Annotated in this window: 15 protein-coding genes and 1 rRNA gene; 8 read left to right on the forward strand and 8 right to left on the reverse strand. The window is 71.3% G+C overall.

Going from position 1 to position 17,709, the window contains the following annotated elements; all coding sequences use genetic code 11:
* Nucleotides 1-86: ribosomal RNA gene (gene rrf / locus ACFYUV_RS51185) — 5S ribosomal RNA — on the forward strand; the annotation flags it as partial.
* A gap of 253 nt (nucleotides 87-339) precedes the next feature.
* On the opposite strand, the gene pip is transcribed toward rrf, so the two are convergent.
* Nucleotides 340-1,308 (reverse strand): prolyl aminopeptidase, encoded by a 969-nt coding sequence (gene pip, locus ACFYUV_RS51190; protein ID WP_387683380.1) that lies wholly within the window; start codon nucleotides 1,306-1,308, stop codon nucleotides 340-342.
* A 159-nt stretch (nucleotides 1,309-1,467) separates the two neighbouring features.
* Here pip and ACFYUV_RS51195 point away from each other — a divergent pair, with 159 nt between their 5' ends.
* The 3 genes from ACFYUV_RS51195 (at nucleotide 1,468) to fxsT (ending at nucleotide 5,225) form a co-directional block, all read left to right on the forward strand.
* Nucleotides 1,468-1,905 carry a MarR family winged helix-turn-helix transcriptional regulator gene (locus tag ACFYUV_RS51195; RefSeq protein WP_387683382.1) on the forward strand — a complete coding sequence of 146 codons (438 nt, stop codon included), beginning with the start codon at nucleotides 1,468-1,470 and terminating at the stop codon, nucleotides 1,903-1,905.
* Between the two features lie 624 nt (nucleotides 1,906-2,529).
* Nucleotides 2,530-2,727, forward strand: a complete 198-nt coding sequence (locus tag ACFYUV_RS51200) for a hypothetical protein (protein WP_387683384.1) — start codon at nucleotides 2,530-2,532, stop codon at nucleotides 2,725-2,727.
* Nucleotides 2,724-5,225: an FxSxx-COOH system tetratricopeptide repeat protein gene (gene fxsT, locus ACFYUV_RS51205; RefSeq protein ID WP_387683386.1), complete on the forward strand. Its 2,502-nt coding sequence runs from the start codon at nucleotides 2,724-2,726 to the stop codon at nucleotides 5,223-5,225. The genes ACFYUV_RS51200 and fxsT overlap by 4 nt, the downstream gene beginning before the upstream one ends.
* A 241-nt stretch (nucleotides 5,226-5,466) precedes the next feature.
* Here the strand turns inward: fxsT and ACFYUV_RS51210 are convergent, their stop codons facing one another.
* Nucleotides 5,467-6,936, reverse strand: a complete 1,470-nt coding sequence (locus ACFYUV_RS51210; protein ID WP_387683388.1) for a phosphodiester glycosidase family protein — start codon at nucleotides 6,934-6,936, stop codon at nucleotides 5,467-5,469.
* Between the two features lie 260 nt (nucleotides 6,937-7,196).
* On the opposite strand from ACFYUV_RS51210, the gene trpS reads away from it, so the two are divergent.
* Nucleotides 7,197-8,159: a tryptophan--tRNA ligase gene (gene trpS, locus ACFYUV_RS51215; protein WP_352362936.1), complete on the forward strand. Its 963-nt coding sequence runs from the start codon at nucleotides 7,197-7,199 to the stop codon at nucleotides 8,157-8,159.
* 32 nt (nucleotides 8,160-8,191) lie between these two features.
* On the opposite strand, the gene ACFYUV_RS51220 is transcribed toward trpS, so the two are convergent.
* From ACFYUV_RS51220 to ACFYUV_RS51240, 5 genes are read right to left on the reverse strand one after another with little or no spacing between them, the layout of a single operon-like run.
* Complete coding sequence (locus ACFYUV_RS51220; RefSeq protein WP_387683390.1) at nucleotides 8,192-8,593, reverse strand: cupin domain-containing protein; 402 nt, start codon at nucleotides 8,591-8,593, stop codon at nucleotides 8,192-8,194.
* Between the two features lie 5 nt (nucleotides 8,594-8,598).
* On the reverse strand, nucleotides 8,599-9,630 hold the full coding sequence (locus tag ACFYUV_RS51225) for a P1 family peptidase (RefSeq protein ID WP_387683392.1): 1,032 nt from the start codon (nucleotides 9,628-9,630) through the stop codon (nucleotides 8,599-8,601).
* Nucleotides 9,627-11,243, reverse strand: a complete 1,617-nt coding sequence (locus ACFYUV_RS51230) for a PucR family transcriptional regulator ligand-binding domain-containing protein (protein ID WP_358303001.1) — start codon at nucleotides 11,241-11,243, stop codon at nucleotides 9,627-9,629. The genes ACFYUV_RS51225 and ACFYUV_RS51230 overlap by 4 nt, the downstream gene beginning before the upstream one ends.
* A 56-nt stretch (nucleotides 11,244-11,299) precedes the next feature.
* Nucleotides 11,300-12,928: an AMP-binding protein gene (locus ACFYUV_RS51235; protein WP_387683394.1), complete on the reverse strand. Its 1,629-nt coding sequence runs from the start codon at nucleotides 12,926-12,928 to the stop codon at nucleotides 11,300-11,302.
* A gap of 13 nt (nucleotides 12,929-12,941) precedes the next feature.
* On the reverse strand, nucleotides 12,942-13,643 hold the full coding sequence (locus tag ACFYUV_RS51240; protein WP_387683396.1) for a TetR/AcrR family transcriptional regulator C-terminal domain-containing protein: 702 nt from the start codon (nucleotides 13,641-13,643) through the stop codon (nucleotides 12,942-12,944).
* A gap of 55 nt (nucleotides 13,644-13,698) precedes the next feature.
* On the opposite strand from ACFYUV_RS51240, the gene ACFYUV_RS51245 reads away from it, so the two are divergent.
* Nucleotides 13,699-15,147, forward strand: coding sequence for an MFS transporter (locus tag ACFYUV_RS51245; protein ID WP_387683398.1), 1,449 nt, complete (start codon nucleotides 13,699-13,701; stop codon nucleotides 15,145-15,147).
* Here the strand turns inward: ACFYUV_RS51245 and ACFYUV_RS51250 are convergent.
* Complete coding sequence (locus ACFYUV_RS51250) at nucleotides 15,144-15,851, reverse strand: alternative oxidase (RefSeq protein WP_364340483.1); 708 nt, start codon at nucleotides 15,849-15,851, stop codon at nucleotides 15,144-15,146. The genes ACFYUV_RS51245 and ACFYUV_RS51250 overlap by 4 nt on opposite strands.
* 235 nt (nucleotides 15,852-16,086) lie before the next feature.
* Between ACFYUV_RS51250 and ACFYUV_RS51255 the strand changes: the two genes are divergently transcribed.
* Nucleotides 16,087-17,367, forward strand: a complete 1,281-nt coding sequence (locus tag ACFYUV_RS51255; RefSeq protein WP_387683401.1) for an aspartate aminotransferase family protein — start codon at nucleotides 16,087-16,089, stop codon at nucleotides 17,365-17,367.
* Nucleotides 17,364-17,709: aldehyde dehydrogenase family protein (locus ACFYUV_RS51260; RefSeq protein ID WP_387683403.1), on the forward strand; the 346-nt coding region annotated here is incomplete at its 3' end. The genes ACFYUV_RS51255 and ACFYUV_RS51260, both read left to right, overlap by 4 nt.

The following is a 17,709-nucleotide window of genomic DNA, read 5'->3' on the forward strand; positions in this document are numbered from 1 at the left end:
GTTACATTCCGAACCCGGAAGTTAAGCTTCTCTGCGCCGATGGTACTGCACTCGGGAGGGTGTGGGAGAGTAGGTCACCGCCGGACAATCTTTGGAAAGGGCTCCGACTTCGGTCGGGGCCCTTTCTGCATTTCCGGAGTAATTCAGGATGCCCGGCCGCTTGGTGTTATCCAGGGACGGTTTCGCGCGCGCGTCTCGGGCCAGGCCGGCATCTGAGCCGGTCGTCGATCCTTACGTGCAGTGCTATGAGCAGAGTATTGCGGTCTGTTATCGGAAACGCCCGTCCACACCCATTGTTGTGAGCGCGCCCCGGCCATGAGGTGATGGCGGGCCGAGGGGTCAGTTCTGTTTGGGGGGTGAGAAGGTTTCGATGGCCTCGTTCAGGATCTTGCTGAAGGATTCGCTGCCGGTGTGGCCGGAGTCTGTCACCACGTGCAGGTGGGCGTCGGGCCAGACCTTGGTCAGCTCCCAGGCTGTCTGGAGAGGGCTGCCCATGTCCAGACGGCCGTGGATCAGAGCGCCGGGGATGCCGGCCAGCCGATGTGCGTTGCGTAGGAGCACGCCCTCCTCCAGCCAGGCGGCGTTGGCGAAGTAGTGGGCGCAGATCCGGGTCATGGCCATGATGGCGTCGTCCGGCCGGTTGCTGTAGGCGTTGGGTGTGCCGTTGGTCTCCTGGGAGATCACCGCGTCCTCCCAGGTGACCCAGTCGTGGGCGGCCTTCTCGCGGACCTTCGGGTCGGGGTCGGCCAGCAGCCGCGAGTACGCCGCCAGCACCTTGAACACGTCCCCGTCGCTGTCGGCGTCGGGGACGCCTTGCACGAACCGTTCTTGCTCCTCCGGGAAGAACCTGCCGACGCCCCGGTAGAGCCAGTCGATCTCGGAGCGTCGGGTCATGGTGACCGCGGGGATGACGATCTCCGACACCCGCTCGGGATGGGTCTCGGCGTAGGCCAGGATCAGCGTCGAACCCCACGAACCGCCGTACAGCAGCCACTGGTCGATGCCGAGGTGCTCGCGCAGCAGTTCCATGTCGGCGATCAGGTTCTGGGTGGTGTTGGCGGTCAGGTCGGTGGCCGGGTCGGCGGCGTGCGGGTGGCTGCGGCCGCAGTTGCGCTGGTCGAACAGGACGATGCGGAAACGGTCCGGGTCGAATCTGCGGCGGGAGCCGGTCGAACAGCCTGACCCGGGCCCGCCGTGCACGACGACCGCGGGCTTGCCGGCGGGATTGCCGCAGACCTCCCAGTAGATGAGGTTGCCGTCGCCGACATTGAGCATGCCGTGCTCGTACGGCTCGATCGAGGGATACAAGGGGGCTCCTGCCGTTGGAAGGTTGGGGGAACGCCGCGAACTGCGCAGCCGGATGCGGGCCGGCGTTTATGCCAGCGCTGTTATATTAGCACTGTGACATCTTCGGACCCCACAGCTATACCCGACCCCTGGCGCTCCCTGCACGAGCTCCTGGCAGCCATGGACGCTGAGATCGAACAGGTCTACCTGGAGCGTGGCCTCGACGGGGTGCGCACTCGGTTCGCCTATCCGCTCATCCGGCTCGCCCACACCGGGCCGCTGACCATTCGCGAGCTCGCGAAGTCCCTGAACCGTTCGCACTCCGCGATCAGCCAGACCGTCGCCGCCATGCGCAAGGAGGGTCTCGTCACCTCGGAGCCGGGGCCCGACGCGCGCACCCGCCGGATCGATCTGACCGAGCGCGGCCGGTCGCTGGTGCCGTTCCTGGAGGCGGAGTGGCGTGCCACCCACCAGACGGTCGCCGAGCTGGACGGCGAGCTCCCGTACGCGATGACGGCCGTGGTGGAGGAGGTGCGGCGGGCGTTGGAACGCCGGTCGATGCGGCAGCGGATCCTTCATCACCTTGTCGAGCCGCCGCCGATGGGGTCACAAGGCTGAGATTCACCGGAGGGTCGGCCGCGCGGCGGGCCCGCTGGGTGTTTCGGTCGCGGTCCGGCTGGGTGAAGCGGTTGGGAAGCCGGCGGGTCCGGAGCGGATGGGGTGGCGGGGTGGCAAGGGGAATTGATGCCGGGTCGTCGGGTGGCAAGGAAGCTGGTGCCGGGTCGTCGGGGTTGAGTGGCGGCACGAGTCTGGGGCCGGTGATCGGTGATGTTGTGCGCCGGATGGCGGTTGGGCAAGGTCAGGGGTTGTCCATGGTCCCGATAATCTCGCTGGGATACTGAGCGTAATCGGGTAACTCTATTAGAGTGACCGTTTCTCCCCCTTCCAGGCAGTCAGCGCGTCGGAGCCGTCGGCTGCTGGCGTGGACGTTCGCGTCGATCTCCGTCGGGTTGGTGGCCGCGGGGGTCGTGGGGTTCTTCGCCGAGCCGTTACAGCTGGAGATGCTGGACAAGCGGGCCAGCGTCGTCAGCATGTTCGTGGGTGTCGCGGGGTTGTTCATCGCCGGGGTCGGGTTGTGGGCGCAGCTTCGGGCGGCCATGGCGCCCACCGGCGGCGGTGAGAGCGGTCCGGAGAGCGAGGGGGCCGGGCGGGCTGGTGCCGGTTCTGATGGCTCGGGGTCCGATGAGGCTGGTCAGGGTGCTGTCGGTACGGGTGCCGGTGCGGATGGGCCCGGTGACGGGCGCGATGGTGGGCCGGGTGGAGTTGGCGAAGGTGGCGGTCGTGGTGGGGCCGGCGGTGGTGCTGCTGGTGGCGCGGTCGAGAGGGCTGAGGGGCAGCGGTCGATCGTGGTCGGGCGGCAGGAGTCCGGGCTGGCCATGACCGGGGACAGGTCCACGGCGGTGACCGGGGGGCATGTCGAGGTCATCGGGGACGTGCATCTGCCGTCGCGGCCCCGGGTGGCGACGCGGCCCGTGCAGCTGGCGCCGCGGCCGCCGCAGCTCGTCGGGCGGGACGAGGTCGTGGTGGAGCTGCGCGAGCGGCTGCTGGCCAGCGAGGTGCGGCCGGCGGTGGTGGCCGTGCACGGGCTCGGCGGCGTGGGCAAGACCAGTCTCGCGCTGGAGTACGCCTATCGCCATCAGCACGACTACGAGCTCGTCTGGCAGTTGCCGGCGGCCGATCCTGCGGTGTTGTCGGCGGCGTTCGCCCGGTTGGCGGCTCTCATGGGCTTACGGGAGCTGGGCGCGGACGCGGCGGACCCGGTCGACCAGGTGCACGCCGCGCTGGCGGCGCGTACCGAACCGTGGTTGCTGATCTTCGACAACGTGCCGGAGGCCGAGGCGGTGCGGGCCGTGCTGCCGCCGGCGGGGCCGGGGCACGTGCTGATCACGAGCCGGTCCGGGAGCTGGCCGCGGGATCGCGGGCTGGAGCTGCCGGTGCTCGACCTGGAGTCGGCGGCGCTGCTGATGCTGGCGAGCACGGGGCAGGACGACACCGTCGCGGCGGCGGCCGTGGTGGCGGAGCTCGGCGCGCTGCCGCTGGCGCTGGAGCAGGCCGCGGCCTACATGTCGGAGACGGGGCTGGAGCTGTCGGAGTACCTGGATCTGCTGCATCACCAGCGTGCCGAGTTGCTGGCGCAGGGGCAGGCGTGGGGGTACCGCGAGCGGGTGGCCACCACGTGGCAGTTCGCGTTCCGGCGGCTGGCCAGGACGAGTCCGCAGGCCATCGCGTTGCTGCGGCTGCTGTCCTGCTACGCGCACGAGGCGATCCCGTACCATCTGCTGCTCTCGCCGCTGGCGCGGTGGGCGCCGCGGGAGCTGTTCCGGGCGGACGTGCAGCGGCGGCGGGCCTACGGGCGGATCCCCGGGCCGCGCACGCGCGTGCTGCGGGACGTGCATCCGAGCGTGTTGCTGATGATGCGGGCGCTGCCGCGGGACACGTTGAGGATCAATGCGGCGCTGAGCGCGTTGCGGGGGCACAGCCTGATCGGTCCGCCCGTGGACGGGACGGTCACGGTGCACCGGCTGGTGCAGGCCGTCACGCTCGACCAGCTTCCGCTGCGCGCGCAGCGCCGTTGGCGGGAGGTGGCGGCGGTGCTGGTGGAGGCCGTGCTGCCCGACAATCCGGCGCAGAAGGCGCGATGGGCGCGGTACGCCAGGCTGCTGCCGCACATCCGGACGGTGCTCGGGCCGACCTCGCCCGGTATGGACAAGACGGCCCAGTATCTGGGGGCCAGCGGCGACTACCGTACGGCGAAGTCGTTGTTCCAGGAGATCGCCGACGCGCTCGCGGCGGCGCTCGGCCCGGAGGAGGTCGCCACGCTGACGGCCCGGCACGAGCTGGCGCTCTGGACGGGCGAGGCGGGCGACCCGGCGGCGGCGCGTGACCAGTACCTGGAGCTGCTGCCCGTCTACGAACGGGTGCTCGGCCCCGAACACCCGCACACCCTGACGACCCGGCACAACCTGGCCCAGTGGACGGGACGAGCCGGCGATCCGGTGGCCGCCCGCGACCAGTACGCGGCGCTGCTGCCCGTCCGGCAGTGGGTGTCGGGCCCCGAGCATCCGGACACCCTGACCACGCAGGCCAACCTGGCCCAGTGGACCGGGCAGGCCGGGGACGCGGCCGCGGCTCGTGACCAGTACGCGGCGCTGCTGCCGGTGCGGGAGCGGGTGCAGGGGCCCGAGCATCCCTCGACGCTGATCAACCGGCACGAGCTGGCCCGGTGGACCGGCGAGCTGGGGGACGCGCTGGCCGCCCGTGACCAGTACGCGGCGTTGCTCCTGGTACGGGAGCGGGTGTCGGGACCGCATCATCCGGACACGTTGACCGTCCGGCACGAGTTGGCGCGGTGGACGGGGGAGTTGGGGGAGGCTGCCGCGGCGCGGGATCAGTATGCGGCGTTGGTGCCGATACGGGAGCGGGTGCAGGGGCCCGAGCATCCGGACACGCTCACCGCCAGGGCCAGCCTGGCCCAGTGGACGGGGAAGGCGGGGGACGCGGCGGCCGCCCGCGACCTGTACGCGGCGCTGCTTCCCGTCCGGGAGCGCATTCTCGGGCCCGAGCATCCGGACACGTTGACGATCCGGCACGAGCTGGCGCGGTGGACGGGGGAGTTGGGGGAGGCTGCCGCGGCGCGCGATCAGTATGCGGCGTTGGTGCCGGTACGGGAGCGGGTGCAGGGGGCCGAGCATCCGGACACGCTCACCGCCAGGGCCAACCTCGCGTACTGGACGGGGATGGCGGGGGACGCGGCGGGGGCTCGCGATCTCTGCGCGGCGTTGCTGCCGGTCCGGGCTCGTGTGCTGGGGGCCGGGCATCCGGCCACGGTGACGACCAGGGAACAACTCGCCCACTGGACGGCCCACGCCCGCCCGTGAAGCCCGGGCCGGGAGACGTGGCCCGCGCCCGCCAACGGGGGTGGCGTGGGATGCCCGGCGGAGAGAACAGCTGGGGCAGTGGGGGCAAGGCGAGGGAGAGCCGAGGCGGTGGGGGTGTCTGGCGGAGAGAGAGCTTAGGCGGTTGGGGGTGCCTGGCGGGGCCGGGCCGCTGCCGTGGGGCGGTGCTTGAGAAGGGGGAGCCGGGGCGGAGGGGGCGAGCCTGCCCCTCGCGCCCCGGCGGCTACTGGGGAAGGACGAGGAGGGCGTCGCCGACGCCGCGCTCCACGCCGTCCGATGGCCGGTTGACCAGCTTGTTCGACACCACCATCGCGGTCGAGCCGCCGCCGTCCAGGTTGATGGCCTGGACCGCGCCGAGCCAGCGCATGAACTGGGCGGCCTCGTGGAAGTTGGCGCCGATGGTCACGCCGGGCTGGCGGCCGTCGATGGTGGCCAGGATGAGGCTGCCGTTCCTGGTAACGCCGAGGAGGGTGCGCGGGTGGCGGCGCAGGATCATGTTGACGGAGTCGTGGCCGTCGCGCTTGGCGGTGATCTTCACGTGGCCGTTGCGCACCAGGCCGACGCCGCCGGCGATGACGTTCAGGTCGGGGGTCAGCTTGAGGGCCTTGCGGGTGCGCAGGTCGGTGACCTTCGTGTCGATCTTGACCGTCCAGCCCTCCCAGGCGTGCTCGTCGAGCCATTCGGCGGCGCCGCCCTGGCCGTGCAGCACCCGGGTGCCCTTGGCCACGGCGGCGCCGCTCGCGCGTACGGTGACCGCCTTGCCGTTGGCGTCGAGGACGACGTCGGTGCCGCCGGTGGGGGTCTTGGCGCCGTACTCCTCGGTGTAGAGCACGGCCTCGTCCGTGGCGGCGGCGCGGTTGACGCCGTTGACGACCAGCTTGTCACCGTCCTGGGAGACGGCGGTGACGGCGGTCTTCAGCTCGGTGATGCGCACGCTGCGGCCCTGGAGCACCACGGCGGAGCGGCCCGGCACGGCCTCGCTGAGCAGCCGGCCGGCCACCACGGAGGCGCCGACGGGCTCGCCGCGCAGGTTCTTGGCGGTGTGGATGTTGAAGAAGCCGCCGTTGACGCCGACCACCGCGTTGCGCGCCTTGGCCATCGAGGAGACCGTCTCGCGCGCGGCGACGCTGGCGCCGAGGGAGGCGGCGTACGAGCCGCGGAACGTCCGGGAGTCGATCATGACGACCTTGGCGTCCCAGGGGCCGGTGGTCTTGAGGCCGTCGTCGCCGAGGTAGTCGACCTTCACCTTCAGCCCGGCTTCCTTGAGCGCCTTGGCGGTCTCGTCGGCCTTCGCCTTGTCCTTGAAGGACCACAGGCCCACGCGGACCATGTAGACGGTCTGGGAGGGCGCGTCGGCCACGCTCGGCCGGATCACCTTCTGCAGGCTCGGCGCCTCCCCGGCCGCCTCGACCTCGGCGACCTTGGCCTGGGCGGTCTCGAGCGCGCCGTAGTCGCGGCCGCTCGGCATGAGCACGGTCACCGTGTAGCCGTCGGTGGAGCTGCCCGCCTTCACGTCGTACAGGTCGATGCCCTGCGTCACGGCGGTCAGCGTCTTGGTGGCGGCAGGCCGGGCGCCCAGCGGGAAACTGGCCGACGGGAACTTCACCGCGAGCTGCGCCGCCGAGGCGGGCAGCGTGGTGACGGTGATCGTGGCGGCTATGGCCAGGCCGCCGGCGAGGGTGCGTCGAGACATGAACTCTCCAGAGGGCGGAAAAGGGACCGAACCATCCTGACGAGATCAAGGTCCCGGAGTCAGCCGAACGCGCCAAACTGCTCAAGAGGTTACGAGATTGACACCCAGCCCAGATAACATTGAGCTATGACCCGTATCAGCATGTGGTGGCGGCCGGCAGACGGCCGCTGATTCCCCATGCTGGGCCGTCCTGGTGGCGGCCCTTTTCCGTGCGTGCGGGCTCCCCTCAGGCGGCGGCACACCTGAAGGAGAGACCCATCGTGAACGACGTCGTCCTGACCGGCGACCGTCCGACCGGACGCCTGCATCTGGGCCACTATTTCGGCACCCTCGCCAACCGGGTGGAGCTGCAGGATCGTTACCGGACGTACGTGCTGATCGCCGACTACCAGGTGATCACCGACCGCGACCTGCCCGGCGAGATCCAGCGCAACATCACCGAGGTGCTCCTCGACTACCTGGCCGTCGGCCTCGACCCGGGCAAGGTCACGATCTTCCAGCACAGCGCGATCCCGGAGCTGAACCAGCTCCTGCTGCCGTTCCTGAGCCTGGTGTCGGTGGCGGAGCTGAGCCGCAACCCGACGGTGAAGGACGAGATCGCGCACAGCGCCCGGCGCGCGGTGAGCGGCCTGCTGTTCACCTATCCGGTGCACCAGGCCGCCGACATCCTGTTCTGCAAGGGCACGCTGGTTCCCGTGGGCCGCGACCAGCTTCCGCACGTGGAGGTGGCGCGGCTGGTCGCGCGGCGCTTCAACGAGCGCTACGGCGAGGTGTTCCCGCTGCCCGAGGCCATGTTGGGCGAGCGTCCGCTGCTCATGGGCCTGGACGGCGGCAAGATGAGCAAGAGCCGCGGCAACGCCATCGCCCTGGCGGCCACCGAGGACGAGACCGCGGCCCTCATCCGCAAGGCCCGCACCGACTCCGACCGCCTGATCACCTTCGACGAGGCGCACCGGCCCGGCGTGGCGAACCTGCTCACGCTGGCCGGGCTCTGCCTCGGCCGCCCGCCCCGGGAGATCGCCGACGAGATCGGCGACGGCGGGGCCGCCGCGCTCAAGGCGCTGACCACCGAGGCGGTCAACGAGTTCCTGCGCCCGATCAGGCGGCGGCGGCGCGAGCACACCGAGGCCGACGTCCGTCAGGTGCTGGCGCAGGGCAACGAGCGGGCCCGGGAGCGGGCGGTCCGCACGCTGGCGGAGGTGCGCGCGGCGATGGGGTTCTAGCGGGCTCGCCCGGACTGCCCCGGCTGCCCGGACTACTCGGACTGCGCGGACTGCTTGGACTGCTTGGACTGGTACACCTTGCGCAGCGTCTCGTGCACGATCCACGTCGTGCGCGCGCCCTCGGCCAGCAGGCACACGTCGCCGGGGCCGACCTCGATGGTGGTGCCGCCCTCGACGGCGATCGTGGCGCGGCCGGACAGCACCACGAAGATCTCGTCGGTCTCGACGTCGGTGACGACACCCGGGGTGATCTCCCAGATGCCCCGGCCGTCGCCGAGCTCCAGCGACGACGTGGCCGGGTCGCCGGCGACGATCTGCTCGGGGTCGAGCTCGTCGGGGGTCAGCCGCACGTCGTGCACGGGCACGGCGAACGCGCCGGCGGTCGCGATCATGCGGCCGAGGTCTTCGAGGTCGGGCATCAGGACGTCAGACATGTTGCTCATTTCACCAGGTCGGCGAGGCGGGCGCCGTCGAGTGCGTAGGCGGTGAAGCCGTTCGCGCCGGTCATCGTATCGGCGGCGACCAGCGCGTTGACGATGGCCTCCTCCGTGGCCTCGATCGCGGCGTGGAAGAGCGGGTCGAGACGGGCGTCGGCCAGCACGCGCACCTCGAACACGCCGGAGCCCTTGTCGTCGAGGGCGTTGGAGGGCAGGCCGCGGTTGCCGGTGGCGAAGCAGACGAAGCCGTCGCCGCTGCTGCTCTCGCCGGCGCCGCCCGTCCTGGCCACGCCGAGCCCGGCGCGCTGGGCGAGCTTGCGGCACTGGTGAGGGAGGAGCGGCGCGTCCGTGGCGACCACGGCGATGATCGATCCCGCGCCCTCGGGGCCGCCGGGGCGGGGCACGTCGTCCATGACGATCGGGCGGCCGTTGACGGTGAGCCGGTCGCGGCTGCCGTGGTTGGCCTGCACGAGCACGCCGACCGTGTAGTCGCCGGTCACGCGGGACGCGGTGCCGATGCCGCCCTTGAAGCCGTGGCAGATCATGCCGGTGCCGCCGCCGACCGAGCCCTCGGGCACCGGGCCCGCCGAGGCGCCGTGGTAGGCCCGTTCGACGTGCTCCTGGCGGACGTGCCGGGCGTCGATGTCGTTGAGCCGGCCGTCCCAGGTCTCGGCGACCACCGGCAGCGACCACGCGCTCCCGCCCCGGCCGCCGATCTCCAGGGAGACCAGCGCGTCGCGCACCACGCCGACGGAGAAGGTGTTGGTCAGCCCGATCGGCGAGTGCAGCAGGCCGAAGTCGTCCAGGTAGGGCAGGCCGGTCATCTCGCCGTTGCCGTTGAGCCAGTGGTAGCCGGCGTAGACGGGGGAGTCGTAGGCCGGGCCGGGGCCGGGGCGGACGACGGTGACCCCCGTACGGGCGGTGCCCTCGGTCAGCGTGGCGTGGCCGACGAGCACGCCGGGCACGTCGGTGATCGCGTTCAGCGGACCGGGGACGCCGGTGCCGATGACGATGCCGTGCTCACGAGCTCTCAACGGTTCTCCCTGCGGAACGACTCCAGCGCCAGCAGCGCGACGTGCAGTGACAGGCATGACTCGACGTCGTCGAGGTCGGTGTCGAGGATGCGTTCGAGGCGGCGCAGGCGGTCGTAGAAGGCGGGCCTGGACAGGTGGGCCTTCTGGGCGGCCACGGCCTTGTTGCGGCCCGCGTCGAGATAGGTGCGCAGGATCCGGGTGAGGTCGCCGCCGCGCTGGGCGTCGTGCGCCAGCAGCGGGCCCAGCTCGCGCTCGGCGAACGTCTGCAGCCGCGCGTCGTCGCGCAGCAGGTGGAGCAGGCCGCGCAGGCGCAGGTCGGGCAGGCGGTAGAAGGCGCGGCCGTCCGGCTGGCGCACGGCCACGTCGGCGACCTGCTCGGCTTCGAGGAAGCTGCGCCGTACGTCCCGGATGGACTCCACCACCGACCCCGCGGCCAGCACGAACGCCGAGCCGGGCCGCCACAGCATGCGCAGCCGCTCGGCGAGCGCGGTCAGCGCGGGCTCGGCGCCGGTACGCGGCGGAAGCGGCAGCAGGACGCCGACCCGCTCCTGGTCGAGCGCGCCCACCAGGGCGGGCAGGCGGGCGTCACGGCAGGCGGCGGCGGTGGCCTCGGCCAGCTCGCCGAGCTGTGCCTGGCCGTCGAGCGCCTGGTCGACGGGCTCGGTCGGCCTGATGACGACGCTGATCAGCTTGCGCCCGGTCAGCGGCACGCCGACCGCGCGGGCGCGGGCGGCGGCCTCGTCGGGGTCGGCGTAGGCGTGGGTCAGGATGCCGGTGATGATCGTGCCGTGGGCCTGGCGTTCCAGGGACTCCTGGTGGCGTTCGAGCAGGCGGCCGAGGGCGAGGGTGGTGGCGGCGCGTTCGGCCAGCACCATCTCGCGCGGGGTCGGCGGCGTCTCGCAGATGAGGATCAGCCGGCCCCAGTCCTGGCCGCGCGCGCCGACGGTGGTGACCAGCCAGCCGGAGGCGGGGTCGTAGGCCGTGCGCTCGGCCGGGGCCACCCCGCGCGACCTGGTCTCCCAGCCGGCCAGCAGCGCGCCGGCGTCGCGGCCCGCGGACTCGCAGGCCAGCACCTGGTGGGCGAGGTTCTCCAGCAGCACCGGGCGGCCGGACAGCCGGGCGACCTGGGTGAGCACCTCGGCGGGCGAGGCGCCCTCGACCGACAGCTCGGTGAACACCTCGTGCAACTGCTCGGAGGCGCGCAGCTCCTCAAGCTGGATGTCGATGATCCGGGCGTGCACGGACTCGGTGATCTGCACGAACGGCGTCTCGCGGGCCAGCACGATGACCGGCAGACCGTGCTCCTCGGCGGACTTGACCACCGCCCGCGGCAGCTCGCGCAGGAACCTGCGGCCGAGCTCCACGATCAGCCCGGAGGCGCCCACGGAGGCGAGCTCGCCCACGTAGTCGGCGAGCTTCTCCGGGTCGTCGGGCAGCGCGACGCCCGTGGTGAGCACCAGCTCGCCGCCGCGCAGCAGATGGGCGATGTCGGCGATCTCGCCGACGTGCACCCACCGCACCTTGGTGTCGAGCCGGTCGGCGCCCGCGACCACGCGCGGGCCGCCCCGGCGCACGGTCTCCAGGGCGAGGACGTCGGCAATGGTGGGCAGCACGGGGCGAGCCTAGCCGATCAACCTGTAAGAACGGTCATACAGCCATATACACACTGTCACAGATTGAACTCCTCCTCGCGGTACTCGCCTCGGGGTTCGCGCACCCGCAACTCCACCCGCCGGATCTTGCCCGAGATCGTCTTGGGCAGCTCGGCGAACTCCAGCCGGCGCACCCGCTTGTACGGCGCCAGCTCCCGGCGGCAGTGCTCGAAGATCGACCGCGCGGTGTCGGCGCCGGCCTCGAACCCGGGGGCCAGCATCACGTACGCCTTCGGCACCGCCAGGCGCACCGGGTCGGGCGCGGGCACGACGGCGGCCTCGGCCACCGCGGGATGCTCCAGCAGCACGCTCTCCAGCTCGAACGGCGAGATGCGGTAGTCGGAGGCCTTGAAGACGTCGTCGGTCCGGCCGACGTAGGTGATGTAGCCGTCCTGGTCGCGGGTGGCGACGTCGCCGGTGTGGTAGAAACCGTCGCGCATGGCCTCGGCGGAGCCGCCGACGTACCCGGCCATCAGGCCCAGGGGGCGGGGGTCGAGCGGCAGGCAGATCTCGCCGTCGTCGCCGGGCTCGCCGGTGACGGGGTCGATGAGCACGATGTCGTAGCCGGGCAGCGGGCGTCCCATCGATCCGGGCTTGACCGGCTCGTCCGGTACGTTGCCGATCTGGGCGGTGGTCTCGGTCTGGCCGTAGCCGTCGCGGATGGTGATGCCCCACGCCTTGGCGACCTGGTCGATGATCTCGGGGTTGAGCGGCTCGCCCGCGGCCACGGCCGTGCGCAACGGCAGCTTCCAGGCCGCCAGGTCCTCCTGGATGAGCATCCGCCACACGGTCGGGGGCGCGCAGAACGTGGTGACCCGCTCGTCGCGCAGCACCTCCAGCAGCGCGCGGGCGGCGAAGCGCTCGTAGTTGTGGATGAGCACGGTCGCCCCGGCGTTCCAGGGGGCGAACACGTTGCTCCAGGCGTGCTTGGCCCAGCCGGGGGAGGAGACGTTGAGGTGCACGTCGCCGGGGCGCAGGCCGATCCAGAACATCGTGGACAGGTGGCCGGCCGGGTAGGAGGCGTGGGTGTGCTCGACCAGCTTGGGGCGGGAGGTCGTGCCGGAGGTGAAGTAGAGCAGCAGGGGGTCGCCGGCCAGGGTGGGGGCGTCGGGGGTGAACCGTTCGTGGGCGTCGTACGCCTCGTGGTACGGCAGCCACCCGTACGCGTCGCCCACCGCGATCCTGGTGAACTCGCCGGCGCCGAACTTGCCCGCGTCGGCGGCGTTGGCGATCACGTGGGCGACCTGGCCGCGGTCGAGGCGTTCGCCGATGTCCTTGGCCGTCAGCAGGGTCGTGGCTGGGATGACCACCGCCCCGAGCTTCATGGCCGCCAGCAGGGACTCCCACAGCTCGCTCTGGTTGCCCAGCATGAGCAGGACGCGGTCGCCCCGGCGCACGCCCTGCTCGTGCAGCCAGTTGGCGACCTGGTTGGAGCGGGCCGACAACTCGGCGAAGGTGTGGGAGACCCGGCTGCCGGGGTTCACGATGGTCAGGGCCGCGGCCTGCGGGGTCTCGGCGGCCAGCACCCCGTCGAACCAGTCGAGCGCCCAGTTGAACCGCTCGGCCCGCGGCCAGCGGAAGTCGCGTCGGGCCGTGGGGTAGTCGGCGCTCAGGAGAAGATCGCGGGCGGCGCGGAAATCGCTCATGCCCCGGATCCTGCTACGTCGCCAGCCGCCGCTCAAGGCCGTCGAGCACCGACACGAGCCCGAAGTCGAACGCCGTGGCCCGGAGCACCTGCGGATCCTGGTACGCCCCCATGGCCAGGCTCTCCAGCATGTCGGGGAAGTCGGCCGCGGCCTTGGCGACCATGCCGCGCATCTCCTCGGCGTCGTAGTCGGAGTCCTTCGCGGTGGCGTCCCAGGCGATCTCGGGCAGGGTCATGCCGTAGACGAAGGCGGTGACGGCGGCCACGGCGTAGTCGACGTCGAGGCCGTGGAAGCCGGCCGCCCTGAAGATCCTGCGCATCCGGTCGGAGGCCGACAGGGCGTGCGGGCCGAGCGCGGGCACCCGGCCGAGGAGGTCGGCCGACCACGGGTGCCGCAGCATGACCGCGCGCATGCCGTACGCCATGGCGGAGGCGGCGTCGCGCCAGCCCACCTCCTCGGCGTCGGGGACGGTCATCTCGGCCCAGACCTGGTCGTAGGCCAGTTCGAGCAGTTCGTCCTTGTTGGCGACGTACCAGTAGAGGCTGGTGGCGCCGGCGCCCAGCTTCGCGCCGAGCTTGCGCATGCTCAGCCCGGCCATCCCCTCCTGGTCGAGCAGCTCCAGCGCGGCCCGGACGATCTCCTCGCGGCTGCGGCCCGGGGCGGCGGCCTTGCGGGGCTCGCGGAACCAGACAGAGGTGAACTGCTTGCCGGTCATGCTTCCAGGATAAATGCTCTCGCACACTGTGCGAGAGTTGTCGTACGCTGTGCGAGTGACCTCGAACGCTGTACGAGACCCCCGTCGCTGGTGGGTCCTTGTCGTGCTCTGCCTCTCGCTGCTGGTCCTCACGGTGGACGGAACCGTGCTGAACCTGGCGATCCCGTCCCTGATCGAGGAACTGGGCGCGACGCCGTCCGACATCCAGTGGATCCTCGACGCCTACGTGCTGGTCTTCGCCGGCCTGCTGCTGACCGCGGGAAGCCTGTCCGACCGGTACGGCCGCCGCCGCTTCCTCGTCATCGGCCTGGCCTTCTTCGGCGGCGCGTCGCTGCTGGCCGTGCTGGCCGCCGAGCCCTGGCAGGTGATCGGCGCGCGGGCCCTGATGGGGGTCGGCGGCTCGATCCTGATGCCCTCGACGCTGTCCATCCTCATGACCGTCTTCGAGGAGGACGAGCGGCGCAAGGCCATGGCCATCTGGGGAAGCGTGGCGATGCTCGGCGTGATCGCCGGCCCGACGCTGGGCGGCTTCCTGCTGGAGCACTACTGGTGGGGCTCGGTCTTCCTGCTCAACATCCCGATCGCCGCGCTGGCCATCGTGGCCGCGTTCGTGCTGATGCCCGAGACCCGCAGCACCGGGCGGCGGATCGACCCGGTGGGCGTGGTGCTCTCGATCGTCGGCCTGACCTCGGCCGTCTACGTGATCATCGAACGCGAGTGGAACGTCGCCCTCATCGCGGTGGCCGTGGTCGCGCTGGCCGCGTTCGTCGTCTGGGAGCGGCGGGCCGATCACCCGATGTTGCCGTTGCAGCTGTTCCGCAACCGCAACTTCAGCGGCGCGTCCTTCTCGATCCTGCTGATGTCGTTCGGCGCGGGCGCCGTGATGCTCATGCTGACCCAGTACCTGCAGTTCGTGCTGGGCTACGGCGAGCTCCAGGCGGGCCTGGCCATGCTGCCCCAGGCGGTGGCGGCCGTCGTGTTCAACGGCGTCGGCGCGGCGCTGGGCAAGAAGGTGTCCAACCGGGTGCTGATCTCGGCCGGGCTGCTGATCATGGCCGTCGGGTTCGTCGTGATGGCGCTCACCACCGGCTACCTGCCGCTGATGGGCGGGCTGGTGCTGATGGGCGCGGGAGCCGGCCTGGCCGGTCCCTCCGCCTACGCCTCGCTGATGGGGGCCATCCCGCTGGAGCACGCGGGCGTCGGCTCCGCGCTCAACGACACCGTGCAGCAGGTGGGCCTGGCCATGAGCATCGCCGTGCTCGGCAGCGTGCTGGCCGGCGTCTACACCGCGGAGATGCCGCTCGGCGCGCCCGCGGCGGCCCGCGAGTCGATCGGGGTCGCCGAACAGGTCGGGCTCGGCGAGGTCGCCGACCGGGCCTTCACCGTGGCCGTGCACTTCGGCTCGTGGGTCGGGGCCGGGTTCAGCGTCGCCGCCGCGCTGCTCGCGCTGGCCGTGCTGCGCCCGGCCGCGCCCGTCGCGGCTCCCGAACCGGCCAAGGTCTAGCGGACGCGGGGCTCACGCATGCTCTCCAGGCTGTCGAGCTTGTGCGTGCGCTCGTCGTGGCCGATCTGCCGGAGCAGGTCGGCCACCGAGCGGTAGCGGCCGTACTCGTCGGCGTACGTGCCGGGGTCGGGCACGAAGTCCAGGTCGGGGTTCTCGGCCACGAACGTCATGTACTCGTGCTCGGCGTGGTCCTCGAACTCGGCGTTGAGCCGGTAGCTCCAGTCCGGCCGGACCACGAACAGCACCCAGGACACGTGGTAGTAGAAGAACGCGATCAGCCACGGCGCCGCCTTGTGCAGCAGCCAGTTCTGCCGCTGCCCGGCGCGCTGCACCAGGTCCTGCATGATCAGCAGGTGCCACTGCTCGTTGTCCTGGTCGGCGCGGGCCTCGACGATGCGCTCGAAGACCCTCCTGGCCAGGGCCGACCGTCCGGCGTGCCGGTGGACGGCCCAGTAGCCCATCCGCTCCCACGCCTGGTACGGCACCCGCGCGATGATCTCCAGCATGGCGAACTTCGTGTAGGAGCCCTTCCTGCCGTACATGAGGTCGACGGGCTTGAACATCATCCGGGCCAGCAGGCTGTAGTCCATCCGCGGGGTGTCCAGGGTGTCCTGCTGGGCGCGGCGGAGCTGGTCGCGGTCGAGCTTGGGCGGCCCGGCGGGCGCCTCGGGGCGCCCGGGGCGCAGGTCGATGGTGACGGTCATCTCGGTCTCCTCGGTTCGTCGATGGTCCGATGGTGGCCGAGCGAGGCCCGCCGGGTCGTCGCCCGCGAGTGGTCAATCGTGATGCCTCTGGCGGCGTACCGGGGAGCCGGCGCGTACGCCCGTAGGCGCACGGGGGATCCCCTAGGGGGAGGACTTACAGTCTGTAAGGGGATTTGACCCCCCGCCGACAGTCTGCCGCTGCCAGGAAGCCCGGGGGAACGGGATACTCGGTAGCATGTCGGAGCTTCTCGCGCGCCACCGGGCAGTGATGCCGAACTGGCTGGCCCTCAACTACAACGAGCCCATCGAGATCGTCAGCGGCAAGGGCAATCGTGTCATCGACGCCGACGGCAAGAGCTACCTGGACTTCTTCGCCGGGATCCTGACCAACATGATCGGGTACGACGTGCCCGAGGTGCGGGACGCCGTCGAGCGCCAGCTCGCCACGGGCGTGGTGCACACCAGCACCGTCTACCTGCTGCGCGGCCAGGTCGAGCTCGCCGAGAAGATCGCCCGGCTCTCCGGCATCCCCGACGCCAAGGTGTTCTTCACCAACTCCGGGACGGAGGCCAACGAGACCGCCCTCCTCCTCGCGACCTACGCCCGCAGGACCGACCAGGTGCTCGCCATGCGGCAGAGCTACCACGGGCGCAGCTTCGGCGCGGTCAGCGTCACCTCCAACCGGGCGTGGAAGAACAACTCGCTCTCCCCGCTCAACGTGCACTTCCTGCACGGCGCCGACCGGCACCTCACCCAGTTCAAGGGCCTGTCCGACGCCGACTACATCAAGGCGTGCGTGGACGACCTGCGCCACGTGCTGGCCACCTCGGTGTCCAACGACGTGGCGGCGCTGATCGCCGAGCCGATCCAGGGCGTGGGCGGCTTCACCATGGCCCCCGACGGGCTGTTCGCCGCCTACAAGGAGGTCCTGGACGAGCAGGGCATCCTGCTCATCTCCGACGAGGTGCAGACCGGCTGGGGCCGTACGGGCAGCGCGTTCTTCGGCATCCAGAACCACGGCGTGACCCCCGACATGATCACGTTCGCCAAGGGCCTGGGCAACGGCTTCGCGGTCGGCGGCATCGTCGCCCGCGGCGACCTGATGGACGCCCCGCACGCGGTGGGCCTGTCCACCTTCGGCGGCAACCCCATCTCCATGGCCGCCGCGAACGCCACCCTCGACTACGTCCTCGACCACGACCTCCAGGCCAACGCGGCGCGGACCGGCGACCTCATCATCGGCGGCCTCAAGGAGGCGGCCCAGCGCCTGCCGATCGTCAAGGACGTGCGCGGCAAGGGCCTGATGTTCGCCGTCGAGCTGGAGAGCCCCGCCCAGGCCGTCCGTTTCATGGAGGAGACCAAGAAGGCGGGCCTGCTCGCCGGCAAGGGCGGCCTGTACGGCACCGCCATCCGCATGGCCCCGCCCCTCACCCTCACGGTGGAGGAGGCCGCCGAGGGTCTGGGGATCATCGTCAACGCACTCGAAGTCATCAACGCAGAGGCAGCAGCTCAGTGAAGTCGGTCAAGCACTGGATCAACGGATCTCCGGTCGACGGCGACAGCCGCACGGCGGAGATCTTCAACCCGGCGACCGGGGAGGTCAGCGGCCACGTGCGGCTGGCCTCGGCCGCCGACGTCGACGCCGCGGTCGCCGCGGCGGTCGCGGCCTTCCCCGCCTGGCGCGACGCCTCGCTCGTCAAGCGGGCGCAGGTGCTGTTCCGGTTCCGTGAGCTGATGTACGCCCATCGTGACGAGCTGGCCGCGTTGATCTCGGCCGAGCACGGCAAGGTGCATGCGGACGCGTTGGGGGAGGTGGCGCGCGGGCTGGAGGTGGTGGAGTTCGCGTGCGGGATCCCGC

This window comes from Nonomuraea sp. NPDC003560 (assembly GCF_042878785.1).
Lineage (GTDB): Bacteria > Actinomycetota > Actinomycetes > Streptosporangiales > Streptosporangiaceae > Nonomuraea.

Bases quoted from the DNA above. Each gene is read 5' to 3' on its own strand.
- ACFYUV_RS51195 (WP_387683382.1), top strand. From the start codon at position 1,468: ATGGACGCTGAGATCGAACAGGTCTACCTGGAGCGTGGCCTCGACGGG.
- ACFYUV_RS51200 (WP_387683384.1), top strand. From the start codon at position 2,530: ATGAGGCTGGTCAGGGTGCTGTCGGTACGGGTGCCGGTGCGGATGGGC.
- fxsT (WP_387683386.1), top strand. From the start codon at position 2,724: ATGACCGGGGACAGGTCCACGGCGGTGACCGGGGGGCATGTCGAGGTC.
- ACFYUV_RS51210 (WP_387683388.1), bottom strand. From the start codon at position 6,936: ATGTCTCGACGCACCCTCGCCGGCGGCCTGGCCATAGCCGCCACGATC.
- ACFYUV_RS51220 (WP_387683390.1), bottom strand. From the start codon at position 8,593: ATGTCTGACGTCCTGATGCCCGACCTCGAAGACCTCGGCCGCATGATC.
- ACFYUV_RS51235 (WP_387683394.1), bottom strand. From the start codon at position 12,928: ATGAGCGATTTCCGCGCCGCCCGCGATCTTCTCCTGAGCGCCGACTAC.
- ACFYUV_RS51240 (WP_387683396.1), bottom strand. From the start codon at position 13,643: ATGACCGGCAAGCAGTTCACCTCTGTCTGGTTCCGCGAGCCCCGCAAG.
- ACFYUV_RS51250 (WP_364340483.1), bottom strand. From the start codon at position 15,851: ATGACCGTCACCATCGACCTGCGCCCCGGGCGCCCCGAGGCGCCCGCC.
- ACFYUV_RS51255 (WP_387683401.1), top strand. From the start codon at position 16,087: ATGTCGGAGCTTCTCGCGCGCCACCGGGCAGTGATGCCGAACTGGCTG.